Raw genomic sequence first — 15,042 nt, forward strand, 5'->3', positions numbered from 1 at the left:
AAGCGTTCGCGAGTCTTAGCGTTCAATCGTGCCGGTGCGGCGGATCTTCTTCTGCAGCAGCAGCACGCCGTAGAGAAGCGCTTCTGCGGTGGGCGGGCAGCCCGGGACATAAATGTCGATCGGCACGATACGGTCGCAGCCCCGAACCACCGAATACGAGTAGTGATAGTAGCCGCCGCCATTGGCGCAGGAGCCCATCGAGATGACGTAACGCGGCTCCGGCATCTGGTCATAGACCTTGCGCAGTGCCGGGGCCATCTTGTTGGTCAGCGTGCCGGCGACGATCATCACGTCGGACTGACGCGGCGACGCGCGCGGCGCGAAGCCGAAGCGCTCGACGTCGTAACGCGGCATCGACACCTGCATCATCTCGACCGCGCAGCAGGCGAGACCGAAGGTCATCCACATCAGCGAGCCGGTGCGCGCCCAAGTGATCAGGTCGTCGGTCGCGGCGACGAAGAAGCCCTTGTCGGACAGCTCGGCATTGACCTCGAGAAAATACGGATCGTTCGCGCCGACCGGCTTGCCGGTGGACGGATCGATGATACCTTTCGGCGCCTGCGCGATCGCGGGAGCCGAGGCTATGACTGGGCTCAATCCCATTCGAGCGCGCCTTTCTTCCATTCGTAGGCGAAACCGATGGTGAGCACGCCGAGAAACACGATCATCGACCAGAAGCCGGTTGCGCCAAGCTTGCCGAAGGCCACTGCCCACGGAAACAGAAAGGCAACTTCCAGATCGAAGATGATGAAGAGAATCGCCACCAGATAGAACCGCACATCGAACTTCATGCGCGCATCGTCAAAAGCGTTGAATCCGCATTCATAGGCGGACAGCTTTTCCGGATCTGGCTGCTGGTAGGCGACGAGAAATGGCGCGATCAGCAAGGCCAGACCGATGACGGATGCGATGCCGATAAAGACCACAAGTGGGAGATAATTATGCAAGATGCCGTTCATCGGCGAGCCTTACTCCTGCGGCCCTGACTTTGCCACAGATTCGAACATTGGAATGGTTCTGAGGCTTAGCGCAGCGCAACAAGCCATGCAAGACAAGGGATGTTGACAGTTTCATGCTCTGCCATGCGCGGCGCGACGATTGAAACGCAACCTTGCCGATGCATCGCTGGCTGCGACAAACCTCGCGCAGATTCTCAAAAATCCGGCATGACTTCTCAACCGCCGGGACCGTCAAACCTCGCCCGTCGACGGGTCGGACCTGGCGCTCCTCCCCGGCAACAACATGCCGTCCAGTTCGGCGCGTTTCCGCACCAGCAGCAGCTCCGCGGCGGCGTTGTCCATGCCCGCCTGTCGCAACAGGCGGATCGCCGCGCCGAGCTCGGCGATCTGCGCCCGCAATGTGATGATCCTGAGTTGCGGCGGCTCGCTCACGCCAGACATGCCAGCGCCTCACGCTCCGCAATGAGCCCCAGCAGATCGGCCTGCATCCGCCGCAGGCGCATGGCGGCATTGGCACAGTCCAGCCCGGCATTGGTCAACAGCCGGATATCCGACTGCACCCCTTTCATCTGGTAGCGCAGCCGGGCGATTCTGAAATTCAGGTTGGCGAGCTTGGTCATTTGCGATATAGAACAAAAAGAGAACAAATTGACAAGCCATTGTTTCGACCCAGATCGGATTTTTGGAGGTTCCCATGACCCTTGCTTTGAAGGCCCTGGCTTTGAAGACCCCGGCTTTGAACACCCGCGGTGAGATCGTCGTCCCCGCGATTGCCGCATCGGTATCGTCGTATGAGAGCCTGCCGGATCGCCTCTCCGGGCCGATGACCCGCGGCCAGGCGCTGACGCTGAAATCGCTGGCGATCGAGGCCTATCAGCCCAAACAATTCGAAAAGGACCTGACGCGCGCTGAAGCCGCGCGGCGAATCGAGGCGCTGAAGCAGGAAATTGCGCTCGCAGATTCGTTCTGAGCGCTGGCACGTCAAATGCCGCGCGTGACGTCTGCAACTCTATAGTTCTCTTGAGGAAACTTGTGGGGACGACCGCGGATGGACCTGAATCCCGCCATTCCCGATGGAATGGCGCGAGAGACGGGACTCGAACCCGCGACCTCTGCCGTGACAGGGCAGCGCTCTAACCAACTGAGCTACTCCCGCGTGGATCGTCTGCAATCCCGCAGTGGGGCTGGACATAAAGGGACGTCCTTTTGAAGTCAAGGACGTTGCAGAACCATTCCCGGGGACATCACAGGAAGGCGTCGTTGCAGGCTTTGCGAGAAGGCCATTTTAAGGCCGGAAATGCAAATAAGCCCCTGTTTGCAGGCAAAACAGCGGGGCGGCATCGCTCCGAATCGTTTAAGCCCTGCTGCGTCACAGGTTTAAGACAGACCACCAACGAGAAGGGCCAGATTCATGGCAAAAGCTGCAACCACCACCGCCGCGAAAGCGGCCACTCCTCCCACCATTACGCTGAAGCATCTCGCCGCGGCCCTGGCTGAAGATCACGAGCTGTCGAAGAAGAAGGCCGAAGAAATCCTCGGTGACATGGTGGAGCGCATCACCAACCACCTCAAGAATGGCGAGCGTATCCGTATCGTCGGCCTTGGCATCCTTCAGGTCCGCAAGCGCGCCGCCCGCATGGGTCGCAACCCGGCGACCGGCGAGCAGATCGAGATCGCGGCCAGCAAGAAGGTCGCGTTCCGGCCGGCCAAGGAACTCAAGGAAGCCGTCTGATCGACCGCTTGAACTTCTCATTCCGGGCCGCGTCCTCGTGACGGCCCGGAATGAAACTTCTAAGCTGTGAGGACTTCTGCAATCAGATGGTGGCCTTTGACAGCAACTCTCCCCTTCGATTTCGCCCATGACGTGACTGCGTGCTTCCTGCGCTATGTGGTGATCGACACCCAGTCCGACCCCGCCTCCCCCACCTGCCCATCGACCGAAAAGCAGAAGGATCTCGGCCGCGTACTCGCGCAGGAGCTGCGGGACCTGGGGCTCAGGGACGCGCATCTCGACGAGCATGGCTATGTCTATGCGACGATCCCCGCGACATCGGACAAGAAAGTGCCGGTGATATGTTTCTGCTCGCATATGGACACCTCGCCCGACTGCAGCGGCAAGAACGTCAAACCGCAGATCGTCAAGAACTATCGGGGCGGCGATATCGTGCTGCCGGCGGACACAACGCAGGTCATCCGCGTCGCCGACAATCCGGCGCTGAAGGACCAGATCGGCCATGACATCATCACCACCGACGGCACCACTTTGCTGGGTGCCGATAACAAGGCTGGCCTTGCTGAGATCATGGACGCGGCACGTTTCCTGGTTGCCAATCCACAGATCAAGCACGGCACCATCAAGATCCTGTTCACGCCCGATGAAGAGATCGGCCGCGGCGTCGACAAGGTCGACCTGACAAAGCTGGGCGCCGACTTCGCCTACACCATGGATGGCGAGACCGCCGGCTATGTCGAAGACGAGACTTTCTCGGCCGACGGTGCCGTCATCACCGTCGAAGGCGTCAGCGCGCATCCCGGCTTCGCCAAGGGCAAGATGGAGCACGCCATCAAGATCGCCGCCGCAATCGTCGAGCGACTGCCGAAAGACACCTGTTCGCCTGAGACCACTGACGGCAAGCAAGGCTTCCTGCATCCGATCGGCATTTCTGGCGCGCTTGAAAAAGCGACGCTCAGTCTGATCGTGCGCGACTTCACAGATGACGGCCTTGCAGAGAAGGAAGCGCTGCTGCAATCCATCGTCGACGACGTGATGACGGCCTATCCGCATTCGACGGCGACGCTCGAGATCAAGCAGCAATACCGCAACATGAAGCAGGTGATCGACCGCTATCCGCAGATGGTCGAATACGCCGTGGAAGCGATCCAGCGCGCCGGGCTCAAACCCGTCCGCAGCAGCATCCGCGGCGGCACCGACGGATCGCGGCTGTCCTTCATGGGCCTGCCCTGCCCCAATATCTTCGCCGGCGAACACGCCTTCCATGGCCGTACCGAATGGGTCAGCGTCCAGGACATGGAAAAAGCCGTGCAGACCATCGTGCATCTCGCGATGATCTGGGAAGAAAGGGCGTAGTGGTAACAAAGAACCATTCGCGGCACAAAGCAGCGAGGGACGGGCGTTCCGGCAGTGACGGAACGGTGTATAGTTGTACTGTCAATCGAATGGCGAATTGCGCGCCGTGACGGCGACGATATCCTCCCCAGTACATATTATAAATTATAACAAGAATAATTTCCCAAAAACATAGCTCCATTTCAGCTGATATGCAGGCGCGCCATGGGGTCATTCAAAGGCAAGCATTTTCAGACCGCGTTATCGGCCATCGAAAGCATTGCCAATGCCGCCTCCATGTCTGCGGTTGGCGATGTCGTGGCCGCTACAGCCAAGTCGTTCGGCTACAACCACATCTGCTTTCTGGCCTCGACCGGCGTCAACCAACCGTTCGAAGATCGCGTGTTGCTGAAAGTATGGCCCAAGCCATGGGCCGAACAATATAGCGCGTCCAATTTCTATGCCTCGGATCCCGTTGCGCCGCGGATCCGCCGGCAACCCGAGCTGTTCACCTGGTCCGACATCCGGCTCGATGAGGTCAGCCCGATATCACGGACCATCATGGAGATCGCGTCTGTCGATTACGGATTGAAGTTCGGCCTCTGCGCACCGGTGCACGGCATGAACGGCTATCAGGCCGGCCTCTCGCTGGCAGGCTACGAAGTCGAAAATACCGAAGACGCGCACGGCGCCATCGAGCTCGTCACGATGTATGCGTTCAACCGCTTTGCAACGCTTCGCTCTCACCAGCGTGCGAAGTTGATCGCCCTCACCTTGCGGGAACGCGAAGTCGTCAGCTGGGTCGCTGCCGGAAAGACCGCCTGGGATACGAGCGTCATTCTCGGCATCTCCGAGGATACGGTGAACAAGACTGTCACCGCTGCCATGCACAAGTTGAATGCGCATACGCGCGCGCAGGCCGTGGCCGAAGCGATCACACAAGGACTGATCGCTTTCTGAATTGTCAATCCCCTGCCCACGGAATATCGCGACCAAACTCATCATGAGAACCCTCCACGCAGACGAGCGTGGAGAGCTTTTTATGATCGAGGTCATTCACAGCGGTAATGCTGGGCAGTTCGGCGATCTCCTGGACAAGCAATTTCGGTTACGGCACGAGGTCTTTGTCGGAGAGCGCGGCTGGACCGCCTTCGATGTCGATGGCGAGCACGAGAAAGACCAGTATGACGATGATGCCGCCGTCTATCTGGTCGCGGCCGACGACGCAGGCACTGTCGCAGGCGGCTTCCGGCTCTATCCAACCGTCTTGCCTCACATGCTCAGCGAGAATTTTGCGCAGCTTGTCGATGGCGCGCTGATCCAGCGCCGCGATGTGTTCGAGCTGACACGCTTTGCCATGCGCAAATCCGAACGCCGCAGCCATCACTATTTCGAACTGCTGCTCGCGATTCAGGAATATGGCCTGATGGAAGGCCTGTCCGGTTTCACCTCGGTCATCAATCCCTTGCGCATCCCGATTCTTCAGGGCTTCGGACTGGAGATCGAGCCGCTGGGATTGCCAGCCATGATCGATGGCGAGGCCACCATCGCCGTGCTGTTTCATGTCAGCGAAAAGTGTCTCGCCCGCGTCAGCAAGAGTGTCGCCATCAAAGACAGCGTCTTTGCACTGCCTCAGACATCCCGGCGGATCGCCTGATGCCGATGTCCCCCAATCAGTTCCAGGTCATTCAGGGCGGCAAGGACAGCGACGAGCTGATCGTCACGATGCTGCAAGCTTTGCGGCTGGCGAACGCATGCGGGTCCGAGACGACCTATGATCTGCTGCGCATGGCGCTGTTGAACGAAGGCGTTCAACTCGCCAAGGTGCTGGCGGCGCGCTAGGCGAAACACCTGAGGGCGAGATCGGAATATCCGCGCGGGAACGCCTTGCCGCGACGGAGTGCTGGCGTTAAAGAGAGGCCGTGAGGGTGATTGCCCGAGGGCGGCTAGCTCAGCTGGTTAGAGCATCTCGTTTACACCGAGAGGGTCGGGAGTTCGAATCTCTCGCCGCCTACCACCTCCCTTGGCCTCTATGGATCGTTCGATCCCTTCGGCCGCGCCGGCAGTTCCCCAAGATCATGAATCCAGGGCGCGGCTGACCGGCACCAGATCTGGCGTCGTGGCGGCAGCTCGGCGCGCTGGCGGATACTGCCCCAGCGAATACCCCACTCGTTATCCTCAGCCTCCTCGCCACTGGCGAATATCGGCGAGCCGCAGTCCCCGCAAAAGTGCTGCAGCCGGTTGAGACCGTTGTCGCCGCGCTTGACATAGATCTTCGGCGCACCGCCCGTCATCTCGATCGTGTCGGCCGGCGTCAGTACCGTGACGCGATAGGGCGAGCCGGTCATGGTCTGACAATCCGTACAATGGCAGATCGAGACCCGCTGCGGATCGACTGTCGCGCGATAGCTGATGAAGCCGCAGTGGCATTGGCCGTCGATCTGCATTTCGCACTCCTCCCTCATCGCCTCATCTGGTGCCGGGATGATGCCACAAAAAAAGCGGCGCCCCGAAGGGCGCCGCTGATTGTTGTCGAGAAGTCCGGCCTCAGTGGGCCGTCAGGCCGCTACCGGCCTCTTCCGCGCCGTCGGCTTTCACCGGCAGCTTGGTGTCCTCTTCCCAGACGATCGCCTTGGGCGCCCGCACCAGGGCGTTGGCGATCACCTCGTCCATCCGGGCGACCGGGATGATGTTCAGCCCGCCCTTGATGGCATCGGAGATCTCGGTGAGGTCCTTGGCATTGTCCTCGGGGATCAGCACCGTCTTGATGCCGCCGCGGGCCGCCGCCAACAACTTCTCCTTCAGACCACCGATCGGCAGGATCCTGCCGCGCAGCGTGATCTCGCCGGTCATGGCGACATCGTGCCGGATCGGAATGCCCGTGAGCACGGACACGATCGTCGTCGCCATCGCCACGCCTGCGGACGGACCGTCCTTCGGCGTTGCACCCTCGGGCACGTGGACGTGGATGTCGCGCCGCTCGAACAGCGGCGGTTCGATCCCGAAGTTGATCGCACGCGAGCGGACGTAAGACGCCGCCGCCGAGATCGATTCCTTCATCACGTCGCGCAGGTTGCCGGTGACGGTCATGCGGCCCTTGCCGGGCATCATGACGCCTTCAATGGTGAGCAATTCACCACCGACATCCGTCCATGCCAGACCGGTGACGACACCGACCTGATCGTCGCTCTCGATCTCGCCGTAGCGATACTTGGGCACGCCCAGGAACTCTTCGAGATTCTTCTCGGTGACCTTCACCACCTTCTTCTTCGAGAGCATCAGCTCCTTCACGGCCTTGCGGGCCAGTGTGGAGAGCTCGCGCTCCAGATTACGCACGCCCGCTTCGCGGGTGTAGCGGCGGATCATCAAGAGCAAGGCGTCGTCGTCGATCGACCATTCCTTGGCATCCAGACCGTGCTTCGAGAGCGCGATCGGAATGAGATGCTTGCGGGCGATCTCGACCTTCTCGTTCTCCGTGTAGCCGGCGATCCGGATGATCTCCATACGATCCATCAGCGGGCCCGGAATATTCAGGGTGTTCGCCGTGGTGATGAACATCACGTTCGACAGATCGTAGTCGACCTCCAGGTAGTGATCGGCGAAGGTGCCGTTCTGCTCGGGGTCGAGGACCTCAAGCAGAGCCGACGACGGATCGCCGCGGAAATCGGCGCCCATCTTGTCGATCTCGTCCAGCAGGAAGAGCGGATTCGTCGTCTTGGCCTTGCGCATCGACTGGATGATCTTGCCGGGCATCGAACCGATATAGGTCCGGCGATGTCCGCGGATCTCCGCCTCGTCGCGCACGCCGCCGAGCGACACGCGCACGAACTCACGTCCGGTCGCCTTCGCGATCGACTTGCCGAGCGAGGTCTTGCCGACGCCGGGAGGTCCGACGAGGCACAGGATCGGCCCGCTCAGCTTGTTGGCGCGGGTCTGCACCGCGAGATACTCGACGATACGGTCCTTCACCTTCTCGAGCCCGTAGTGATCGTCGTCCAGCACGGCCTGCGCCGCAGCGAGGTCCTTCTTGACCTTGGACTTCTTGCCCCACGGAATCGACAGCAGCCAGTCGAGATAGTTGCGCACGACGGTCGCTTCCGCGGACATCGGCGACATCTGGCGCAGCTTCTTCAGCTCGTGCTGCGCCTTCTCGCGGGCTTCCTTCGACAGCTTGGTCTTGGCGATCTTCTCTTCGATGTCGGCCAGCTCGTCACGACCCTCGTCGTCGCCGAGCTCCTTTTGGATCGCCTTCATCTGCTCGTTGAGATAGTACTCGCGCTGGGTCTTCTCCATCTGGCGCTTGACGCGCGAGCGGATGCGCTTCTCGACCTGCAGCACCGAGATCTCGCTCTCCATCAGGCCGAGCACCTTCTCCAGGCGCGCTGTGACGGACAGCGTTTCCAGGATGCCCTGGCGATCCGCGATCTTGACGGCGAGATGCGACGCAACGGTGTCGCCGAGCTTGGCGAAATCAGTGATCGCCTGCACGACGCCGACGACTTCGGCGGAGATCTTCTTGTTGAGCTTCACATAGCTCTCGAAGTCCGAGACCACCGAACGCGACAGAGCTTCCGCCTCGACGCTCTTCGCATCGGTATCGGCCAGCGCGACTGCGGTCGCTTCGTAATATTCAGTGCGATCGGAATACTTCTCGACCTTGGCGCGCTCGAGCCCTTCCACCAGCACCTTCACGGTGCCGTCGGGAAGCTTCAAAAGCTGCAGCACGCTGGCGAGCGTACCGATCTCGTAAATCGAGTCCGGCGATGGATCATCGTCCGACGCATTCTTCTGCGTGGCGAGCATGATGAGCGCATCGTTCTTCATCACCTCTTCGAGCGCGCGGATCGATTTCTCGCGGCCGACGAAGAGAGGCACGATCATGTGCGGGAAGACGACGATGTCGCGCAACGGCAACACCGGATAGGAGTGGCTTTCGCCGTGAACAATGGTTGGCCGGGGTTTGGAGGCAGTCATGGCCCATTCCTTTTGCTGTGCCCCCTTGCAAGCAGTCCGCCCGATGGCGCAACCGCACAAGGTGCCGATTTTCCGTCTTTGCTCGGCCGTCTCAGGCTCTACGTGTCCGGATCGTTATGGCGAATCTTGAGGGAGATTTTGTGTTCGCCGAGAGCATTAGGTGGCTATGGGCCGGGGGGGTGTCAAGTCGCGGAAATACCCATGAACAAGGGCGGTTTACAGAGCGTAGCAGCAATAAAATAGGCGGCTGCCGATCACCGGCAGCCGCCTATTGAACTTAAGTCGATGAGCCCGAAAGCCGCGCCGATCAGGCGCTTGCGCTGCTCTCCGCCGTCCGGTCCGAACGGTCGGCGTAGATGTAGAGCGGACGAGCCGTCCCATCCACAACCTCCTTGGAGATGACGACTTCCTCGACACCTTCCAGACCGGGCAGATCGAACATGGTTTCGAGCAGGATGCTCTCCAGGATCGACCGCAGACCACGTGCACCTGTCTTGCGTTCGATAGCCCGGCGGGCCACCGCGCCCAGCGCCTCATCGGCGAAGGTCAGCTCGATGTTCTCCATCTCGAACAGGCGCTGGTACTGCTTGACCAGCGCGTTCTTCGGCTCGATCAGAATCTTCTTCAGCGAGGTCTCGTCGAGATCCTCGAGTGTCGCGACCACTGGCAGACGGCCGACGAATTCGGGGATCAAGCCGTACTTCAGCAGATCTTCCGGCTCGACATGTCGGAAGATTTCACCGGTGCGGCGATCTTCGGGTGCCAGAACCTGCGCTGCGAAGCCGATCGAGGTGGTCCGTCCACGCGAGGAGATGATCTTCTCGAGGCCCGAGAACGCACCGCCGCAGATGAACAGGATGTTCGTCGTATCCACCTGCAGGAATTCCTGCTGCGGATGCTTGCGACCGCCCTGCGGAGGCACGGAGGCAACGGTGCCTTCCATGATCTTCAGCAGAGCCTGCTGCACGCCCTCACCCGACACGTCACGGGTGATCGACGGATTGTCCGACTTGCGCGAGATCTTGTCGATTTCGTCGATATAGACGATGCCGCGCTGCGCACGCTCGACATTGTAGTCGGCCGCCTGCAGCAGCTTGAGAATGATGTTCTCGACGTCCTCACCGACATAACCGGCTTCGGTCAGCGTCGTCGCGTCAGCCATCGTGAACGGCACATCCAGAATGCGGGCGAGCGTCTGCGCGAGCAGCGTCTTGCCCGAACCGGTCGGACCGATCAGCAGGATGTTCGACTTCGCGAGTTCGACGTCGTTGTGCTTGGTCTGGTGGTTGAGGCGCTTGTAGTGATTATGCACCGCGACCGAGAGAACCTTCTTCGCATGGAACTGACCGATGACGTAGTCATCGAGCACCTTGCAGATTTCCTTCGGCGTCGGAATGCCGTCGCGCGACTTGACCAGCGAGGACTTGTTCTCCTCGCGGATGATGTCCATGCAGAGTTCAACGCATTCGTCGCAGATGAAGACGGTAGGACCCGCGATCAGTTTGCGAACTTCGTGCTGGCTCTTGCCGCAGAACGAACAATACAGCGTGTTCTTGGAGTCGCTGGTACCGACCTTACTCATTCCTATCTCCGTCCGCCGTTCGATCTTTGTCTGCCGGTCGCCCAGTTACGGGACATATCCCGTAGATAGAGCAAAATCCGTACCAAAAAAGACCTCGTTCCAGAATGCCGCTCGAATCACGGCTCACTCGAATCCCCGCGATACTAACCGATCCGCATCAGCGAACCATGCTGACAGCCGATGATCAAGAATTCGCTAATCGGCTCCATCGCCTGGAGCGTGACAATAGCGTGATTTGCGGCATTTGCGCGGGAGAACCCCGAAAATTGGGGAACGTTGCGTGAATGACACCACCCGACCAGCACGAAAGCGGAACTCTCGCGTCTGCTGGCGTCGGCACATAGTACCAATTCGGGAATAACTTGATCGATATGGCTGGCTTGGGACAGGCGGCGCGCGGGCGCCGTCTGTCTCGTCTCGATATGTTCGCCGAAACGGCGTCGTTTAGGCCGGCTTCGCCGGGGTCGATTCTTCAGCGCGCTTGTCGATGACCTTGTCGATCAGCCCGAAATCCTTCGCCTGATCCGCGGTCATGAAATTATCGCGCTCGAGCGCGTTGTGAATGTCCTCGTAAGCACGCCCCGTGTGCTTCACATAGATCTCGTTGAGCCGGCGCTTCAGGCTCTCGACTTCCTTGGCATGAATCAGGATGTCGGTGGCCTGGCCCTGGAAGCCGCCTGACGGCTGATGAACCATGATGCGGGCGTTCGGCAGCGCGAAGCGCATGTCCTTTGCGCCAGCCGTCAGCAACAGCGAGCCCATCGACGCGGCCTGACCGACGCACAGCGTCGACACCGGCGGACGGATGAACTGCATCGTGTCGTAGATCGCTAGACCCGACGTCACCACGCCACCGGGCGAGTTGATGTACATCGAGATTTCCTTCTTCGGATTCTCGGCTTCGAGAAACAGAAGCTGGGCAACGGTCAGCGTCGACATGCCATCTTCGACCGGACCGGTCACGAAGATGATGCGCTCCTTCAGAAGGCGCGAAAAGATATCGTAAGCCCGTTCACCGCGGTTGGTCTGTTCGACCACCATCGGGACGAGGTTCATGTAGGTTTCTACCGGATCGCGCATTGATCACCCGAAAGTTGGAGGAGACACACGTCCATCGGCAAGACTGGAACCGGTTACGGTTTGCCGGGAGAGGACGAACGTCCCGTGATGCAGGAACAATAAACAGAGCCCACAGATATGGACCAATCGAGCGGCAACAAGACCACCGATCCACATGCCGCCCTGAACCTCAGTTCAAGCCGATTCGGACGGCCACCGCAAAGCGCTGGAGCCCTTTTGGAACCTGTTTCGAGCGGTATCCTTAACGTCAAAACGCCGGCCGGAGGACCCGACCGGCGTTTCTTTTAACGTCTTCTAAGAAGAAGCGGCTCAGGCCGCAGTCTTCTCGTCCTCGTCCTTGTAAAGGTCGTCCTTGGACACCTTCTTCTCGGTCACATTGGCCAGTTCGAGGATGAAGTCGACGACCTTGTCCTCGTAGATCGGTGCACGAAGCTGGGCCAGCGCGTTGGGATTGCTGCGGTAAAAATCCCACACTTCCTTCTCGCGGCCCGGCATCGAACGGGCGCGCTCGATCACAGCGCGGCTGACCTCGTCATCGCTGACGGTGATCTTGTTCTTCTCGCCGATCTCCGAGAGCACGAGACCGAGGCGCACGCGGCGATCGGCAATCTTGCGATACTCTTCCTGAGCGGCTTCTTCGGTGGTGTCCTCGTCGGCGAAAGTCTTGCCCGACGATGCCATCTCCTGCTGGATCGAATTCCACATCAGCTTGAACTCTTCGTCGACCAGCGACGGAGGCGCATCGAACTTGTGGGTCTCGTCGAGACGGTCGAGCAGCAGGCGCTTGACGCGCTGGCGGGTCGCACCGGCGAATTCGGCAACGAGACGCTCGCGTGCGGCTTCCTTGAGCTTGTCGAGGGACTCGAGGCCGAGGGTCTTGGCGAACTCGTCGTCGATCACGGTGTCGACCGGCGATTCCACTTTGGCCGCGGTGGTCTCGAACTCGGCGGCCTTACCGGCCAGCGTCTCGCTCGCATAGTTGACCGGGAACGACACCTTGAGGGTGCGGGTCTCGCCGGCGGCGATGCCGATCAGCTGGTCCTCGAAGCCCGGGATGAAGGTGTTGGAGCCGATCGCAACCGGGATCTCCTCGCCGGTGCCGCCCTCGAAGGCGACGCCGTCGATGGTGCCCTTGAAGTTGACCGTCACGCGGTCGCCTGACTCGGCCTTGCCGGTCTTCTCGGTGAACGAACGGTTCTGGTCGGCGACGCGCTTGATGGCTTCATCCACGTCCGCATCGGTCACTTCGGCCACCGGCTTCTCGACGGTGAAGCTCTTGAAGTCGGCGAGCGCGATCGGCGGCACGACTTCGATGGCGACGGTGTAATTGAGGTCCGACTTGCCCGACAGGATGTCTTCGACTTCCTTCTGCTCGGTCGGCATGGTGATCTTCGGCTCGGAAGCGAGCTTGAAGCCACGCTCGGTGAAAATCTGCGTGTTGGTGTCGCGGATCAATTCATCGACGGTTTCGGCGGCAACCGAGCGACCATAGAGACGCTTCAGGTGACCGACGGGAACCTTGCCCGGGCGGAAGCCGTTGAGCTTGACCTTGCCCTTCATGTCATCGAGGCGCGCATCGACCTTGGCTTCGATGTCGGCAGCCGGCACGTTGACCGAGAACTCGCGCTTCAATCCCTCGGAGAGGGTTTCATTCACCTGCATGGCGTCAATCTTCTTCCCGCTTGGTCCGGCCCAATGGCCCGGACATTGTAAATCTGTGCGGCATCAGGCCAGAGCCTGCGCCGGTGGTGCGAACTGTCTCTGCAAGGCCAACCTTGCGGAAACACGTCCGAAAATCGTCATGGTCAAACGCTATGTGCGCTTGGTGCGGGCGGAGGGACTCGAACCCCCACAACTTTCGTCACTGGAACCTAAATCCAGCGCGTCTACCAATTCCGCCACGCCCGCGAAAAACATCATGTCCGGCCGCGATGTCGCGAGCGGCGGGCTTATAACATGGGGACCGTGGTTCGCAGCAAAAAAATGGTCACATAGCGGCTTACTTGCCGCAGCCCCGGCAACTGGACTTTGGCGCGGCAAAATGGTCGGGATTTGGGCATGACGAACCGCTTTCTCCCCCTCACGCGCCGGACCCTGCTTGCAGGCACCGGGAGCACGTTGATCGCCCCGATTCTGCCCCGGGTCAGCCTCGCGCAAGCCGTCGCCGCGCTGGAGCTACAGGCCAAGGCTGATCCCTTCCCGGTGAAGCCCGGTGCCTCCACCGAGGCCTGGACGCTCCATTCGGCCCAGAAGGGTCCGCTGCGTTTCAACCGCGGCGACGAGATCACAGTTCAACTCGCCAATCAGCTGTCTATACCTATCGTCTTGAACTGCCGAGGCATTAACGGCTCGTCCGGGATAGGACCACTGCTCGACCGCAAGCCGGTCGCGGCCGGGGCCAAGGACGCGTTCAAGCTGCAGATGCGCAGCGCCGGGACATCGTATCTGGACATGCGCCTGCTCGGCGACGGTCAGGCGCTGCCGTCCCAGGTTCGCAGCCTGGTCGTCCAGGAGAGCGATCCGGTCGAGGTGGACCGCGACGAGGTGCTGCTGATCGAGGACTTCCGCCTCAGGCCGGACGGCAGTCTGCTCGCCCCCGCCAGCGATCCGAAAGACGCCGCCGCGCTGTTCCTGATCAACCGGAAATCCACGCTGGAGCTGTCGGCCCGGGTCAACGAACGGCTCAGACTTCGTCTTATCAATGGCTGCCAACGCAATGTGATTGCTCTGAAATTTGACGATCACGAGGTCCGCGTGATGGCTATCGACGGTCAGCCCTCGGAGCCATTCCCTGCCCGTAATAATCAGGTGGTGCTGGCGCCCGGAACGCGGGTTGACGTCTTCCTCGACGCCGTCAGGCCGGCGGGATCGACCTCGGCGATCCTGCTCCATGACGGCAAGACAGCCCGGCCGATCGGCCAGATCCAAATGTCCAACGATCCACCGCTACGGGCCACGCCCCTGCCGGCCGCCGCGCCGCTGCCCTCCAACGGTTTGCCAGCTCAGCTCGATCTCAAGGGCGCGCTGCGCGTCGATATGGCCCTGAGCGCCGTCAGTCCCGAATGGGTGAAGCCGGTCGACCTGTCCGCCGGCACGCCGCCGGCATTCCGGACCAAGCCCGGCCGCACCGTGGTGCTTGCGCTGACCAACCGGGCCACAAGCCCGATGGTATTCCAGATCCACGGCCATCACGTCCGCCTGCTCGACAGGCTCGATGACGGCTGGAAACCGTTCTGGCTCGACACCCTGGCGCTGGATGCCGGTCAGACCCAGCGCATCGCCTTTGCCGCCAACAATGTCGGGCGCTGGCTGATGGAGGCCTTCGTCGCCGACTGGGCCGCTCCGCGGCAGGTCCGCTGGTACGGCGTCGACTAGGCCTT

At 60.8% G+C, this 15,042-nt stretch carries 16 protein-coding genes and 3 tRNA genes; 8 read left to right on the top strand and 11 right to left on the bottom strand.

What is annotated here, in order from left to right; genetic code table 11:
• Nucleotides 1–15: 15 nt before the first annotated feature.
• From BLW80_RS16545 to BLW80_RS16560, 4 genes are all read right to left on the bottom strand, one after another.
• Nucleotides 16–603: a NuoB/complex I 20 kDa subunit family protein gene (locus BLW80_RS16545; protein ID WP_089264564.1), complete on the bottom strand. Its 588-nt coding sequence runs from the start codon at nt 601–603 to the stop codon at nt 16–18.
• A complete protein-coding gene (locus BLW80_RS16550; RefSeq protein WP_068730894.1) occupies nt 594–959 on the bottom strand; it encodes an NADH-quinone oxidoreductase subunit A in 366 nt (121 codons plus the stop codon). Before BLW80_RS16550 ends, BLW80_RS16545 begins: the two co-directional genes overlap by 10 nt.
• 231 nt (nt 960–1,190) lie before the next feature.
• The gene (locus BLW80_RS16555; protein ID WP_093758778.1) at nt 1,191–1,400 is read right to left on the bottom strand and encodes a hypothetical protein; all 210 of its coding nucleotides are present in this window, start codon (nt 1,398–1,400) and stop codon (nt 1,191–1,193) included.
• On the bottom strand, nt 1,388–1,579 hold the full coding sequence (locus tag BLW80_RS16560) for a hypothetical protein (protein WP_093758779.1): 192 nt from the start codon (nt 1,577–1,579) through the stop codon (nt 1,388–1,390). Before BLW80_RS16560 ends, BLW80_RS16555 begins: the two co-directional genes overlap by 13 nt.
• 74 nt (nt 1,580–1,653) lie before the next feature.
• Here BLW80_RS16560 and BLW80_RS30815 point away from each other — a divergent pair, with 74 nt between their 5' ends.
• Nucleotides 1,654–1,929 carry a DUF3072 domain-containing protein gene (locus BLW80_RS30815; protein WP_231080817.1) on the top strand — a complete coding sequence of 92 codons (276 nt, stop codon included), beginning with the start codon at nt 1,654–1,656 and terminating at the stop codon, nt 1,927–1,929.
• Nucleotides 1,930–2,038: 109 nt separating this feature from the next.
• Here the strand turns inward: BLW80_RS30815 and BLW80_RS16570 are convergent.
• Nucleotides 2,039–2,115 (bottom strand) — tRNA-Asp (locus tag BLW80_RS16570).
• A 255-nt stretch (nt 2,116–2,370) separates the two neighbouring features.
• On the opposite strand from BLW80_RS16570, the gene BLW80_RS16575 reads away from it, so the two are divergent.
• From BLW80_RS16575 to BLW80_RS16600, 6 genes are all read left to right on the top strand, one after another.
• Nucleotides 2,371–2,691, top strand: a complete 321-nt coding sequence (locus BLW80_RS16575; RefSeq protein ID WP_068730898.1) for an HU family DNA-binding protein — start codon at nt 2,371–2,373, stop codon at nt 2,689–2,691.
• 96 nt (nt 2,692–2,787) lie between these two features.
• Entirely contained in the window at nt 2,788–4,047 is a 1,260-nt protein-coding gene (gene pepT, locus BLW80_RS16580) for a peptidase T (RefSeq protein ID WP_093758780.1), read from the top strand.
• A gap of 204 nt (nt 4,048–4,251) precedes the next feature.
• Nucleotides 4,252–4,986 carry a helix-turn-helix transcriptional regulator gene (locus BLW80_RS16585; RefSeq protein ID WP_089264570.1) on the top strand — a complete coding sequence of 245 codons (735 nt, stop codon included), beginning with the start codon at nt 4,252–4,254 and terminating at the stop codon, nt 4,984–4,986.
• Between the two features lie 82 nt (nt 4,987–5,068).
• Nucleotides 5,069–5,683, top strand: a complete 615-nt coding sequence (locus tag BLW80_RS16590; protein WP_158596803.1) for an acyl-homoserine-lactone synthase — start codon at nt 5,069–5,071, stop codon at nt 5,681–5,683.
• Nucleotides 5,683–5,868, top strand: a complete 186-nt coding sequence (locus tag BLW80_RS16595; protein WP_089264572.1) for a hypothetical protein — start codon at nt 5,683–5,685, stop codon at nt 5,866–5,868. Before BLW80_RS16590 ends, BLW80_RS16595 begins: the two co-directional genes overlap by 1 nt.
• A gap of 98 nt (nt 5,869–5,966) precedes the next feature.
• A tRNA-Val gene (locus BLW80_RS16600) sits at nt 5,967–6,043 on the top strand.
• A 13-nt stretch (nt 6,044–6,056) separates the two neighbouring features.
• Here BLW80_RS16600 and BLW80_RS16605 read toward each other — a convergent pair.
• The 6 genes from BLW80_RS16605 to BLW80_RS16630 form a co-directional block, all read right to left on the bottom strand.
• Nucleotides 6,057–6,473 carry a GFA family protein gene (locus tag BLW80_RS16605; protein ID WP_093758781.1) on the bottom strand — a complete coding sequence of 139 codons (417 nt, stop codon included), beginning with the start codon at nt 6,471–6,473 and terminating at the stop codon, nt 6,057–6,059.
• Between the two features lie 100 nt (nt 6,474–6,573).
• Nucleotides 6,574–9,000 carry an endopeptidase La gene (lon, locus tag BLW80_RS16610; protein ID WP_093758782.1) on the bottom strand — a complete coding sequence of 809 codons (2,427 nt, stop codon included), beginning with the start codon at nt 8,998–9,000 and terminating at the stop codon, nt 6,574–6,576.
• A gap of 307 nt (nt 9,001–9,307) precedes the next feature.
• A complete protein-coding gene (clpX, locus tag BLW80_RS16615) occupies nt 9,308–10,582 on the bottom strand; it encodes an ATP-dependent Clp protease ATP-binding subunit ClpX (RefSeq protein WP_089264575.1) in 1,275 nt (424 codons plus the stop codon).
• A gap of 444 nt (nt 10,583–11,026) precedes the next feature.
• Entirely contained in the window at nt 11,027–11,662 is a 636-nt protein-coding gene (locus tag BLW80_RS16620; RefSeq protein WP_089264576.1) for an ATP-dependent Clp protease proteolytic subunit, read from the bottom strand.
• A 309-nt stretch (nt 11,663–11,971) separates the two neighbouring features.
• Nucleotides 11,972–13,324: a trigger factor gene (gene tig, locus BLW80_RS16625; protein ID WP_093758783.1), complete on the bottom strand. Its 1,353-nt coding sequence runs from the start codon at nt 13,322–13,324 to the stop codon at nt 11,972–11,974.
• A 161-nt stretch (nt 13,325–13,485) separates the two neighbouring features.
• A tRNA-Leu gene (locus BLW80_RS16630) sits at nt 13,486–13,570 on the bottom strand.
• 150 nt (nt 13,571–13,720) lie between these two features.
• Between BLW80_RS16630 and BLW80_RS16635 the strand changes: the two genes are divergently transcribed.
• Nucleotides 13,721–15,037: a multicopper oxidase family protein gene (locus BLW80_RS16635; RefSeq protein WP_093758784.1), complete on the top strand. Its 1,317-nt coding sequence runs from the start codon at nt 13,721–13,723 to the stop codon at nt 15,035–15,037.
• Nucleotides 15,038–15,042 lie beyond the last annotated feature (5 nt).

The organism is Tardiphaga sp. OK245, assembly GCF_900108575.1.
Classification (GTDB): domain Bacteria; phylum Pseudomonadota; class Alphaproteobacteria; order Rhizobiales; family Xanthobacteraceae; genus Tardiphaga; species Tardiphaga robiniae.

Excerpts from the sequence above, each read along its gene's own strand:
- BLW80_RS16545 (WP_089264564.1), bottom strand. The coding sequence starts at position 603 with ATGGGATTGAGCCCAGTCATAGCCTCGGCTCCCGCGATCGCGCAGGCG.
- BLW80_RS16550 (WP_068730894.1), bottom strand. The coding sequence starts at position 959 with ATGAACGGCATCTTGCATAATTATCTCCCACTTGTGGTCTTTATCGGC.
- BLW80_RS16555 (WP_093758778.1), bottom strand. The coding sequence starts at position 1,400 with ATGTCTGGCGTGAGCGAGCCGCCGCAACTCAGGATCATCACATTGCGG.
- BLW80_RS16560 (WP_093758779.1), bottom strand. The coding sequence starts at position 1,579 with ATGACCAAGCTCGCCAACCTGAATTTCAGAATCGCCCGGCTGCGCTAC.
- BLW80_RS30815 (WP_231080817.1), top strand. The coding sequence starts at position 1,654 with ATGACCCTTGCTTTGAAGGCCCTGGCTTTGAAGACCCCGGCTTTGAAC.
- BLW80_RS16575 (WP_068730898.1), top strand. The coding sequence starts at position 2,371 with ATGGCAAAAGCTGCAACCACCACCGCCGCGAAAGCGGCCACTCCTCCC.
- BLW80_RS16585 (WP_089264570.1), top strand. The coding sequence starts at position 4,252 with ATGGGGTCATTCAAAGGCAAGCATTTTCAGACCGCGTTATCGGCCATC.
- BLW80_RS16590 (WP_158596803.1), top strand. The coding sequence starts at position 5,069 with ATGATCGAGGTCATTCACAGCGGTAATGCTGGGCAGTTCGGCGATCTC.
- BLW80_RS16595 (WP_089264572.1), top strand. The coding sequence starts at position 5,683 with ATGCCGATGTCCCCCAATCAGTTCCAGGTCATTCAGGGCGGCAAGGAC.
- BLW80_RS16605 (WP_093758781.1), bottom strand. The coding sequence starts at position 6,473 with ATGCAGATCGACGGCCAATGCCACTGCGGCTTCATCAGCTATCGCGCG.
- lon (WP_093758782.1), bottom strand. The coding sequence starts at position 9,000 with ATGACTGCCTCCAAACCCCGGCCAACCATTGTTCACGGCGAAAGCCAC.
- clpX (WP_089264575.1), bottom strand. The coding sequence starts at position 10,582 with ATGAGTAAGGTCGGTACCAGCGACTCCAAGAACACGCTGTATTGTTCG.
- BLW80_RS16620 (WP_089264576.1), bottom strand. The coding sequence starts at position 11,662 with ATGCGCGATCCGGTAGAAACCTACATGAACCTCGTCCCGATGGTGGTC.
- tig (WP_093758783.1), bottom strand. The coding sequence starts at position 13,324 with ATGCAGGTGAATGAAACCCTCTCCGAGGGATTGAAGCGCGAGTTCTCG.
- BLW80_RS16635 (WP_093758784.1), top strand. The coding sequence starts at position 13,721 with ATGACGAACCGCTTTCTCCCCCTCACGCGCCGGACCCTGCTTGCAGGC.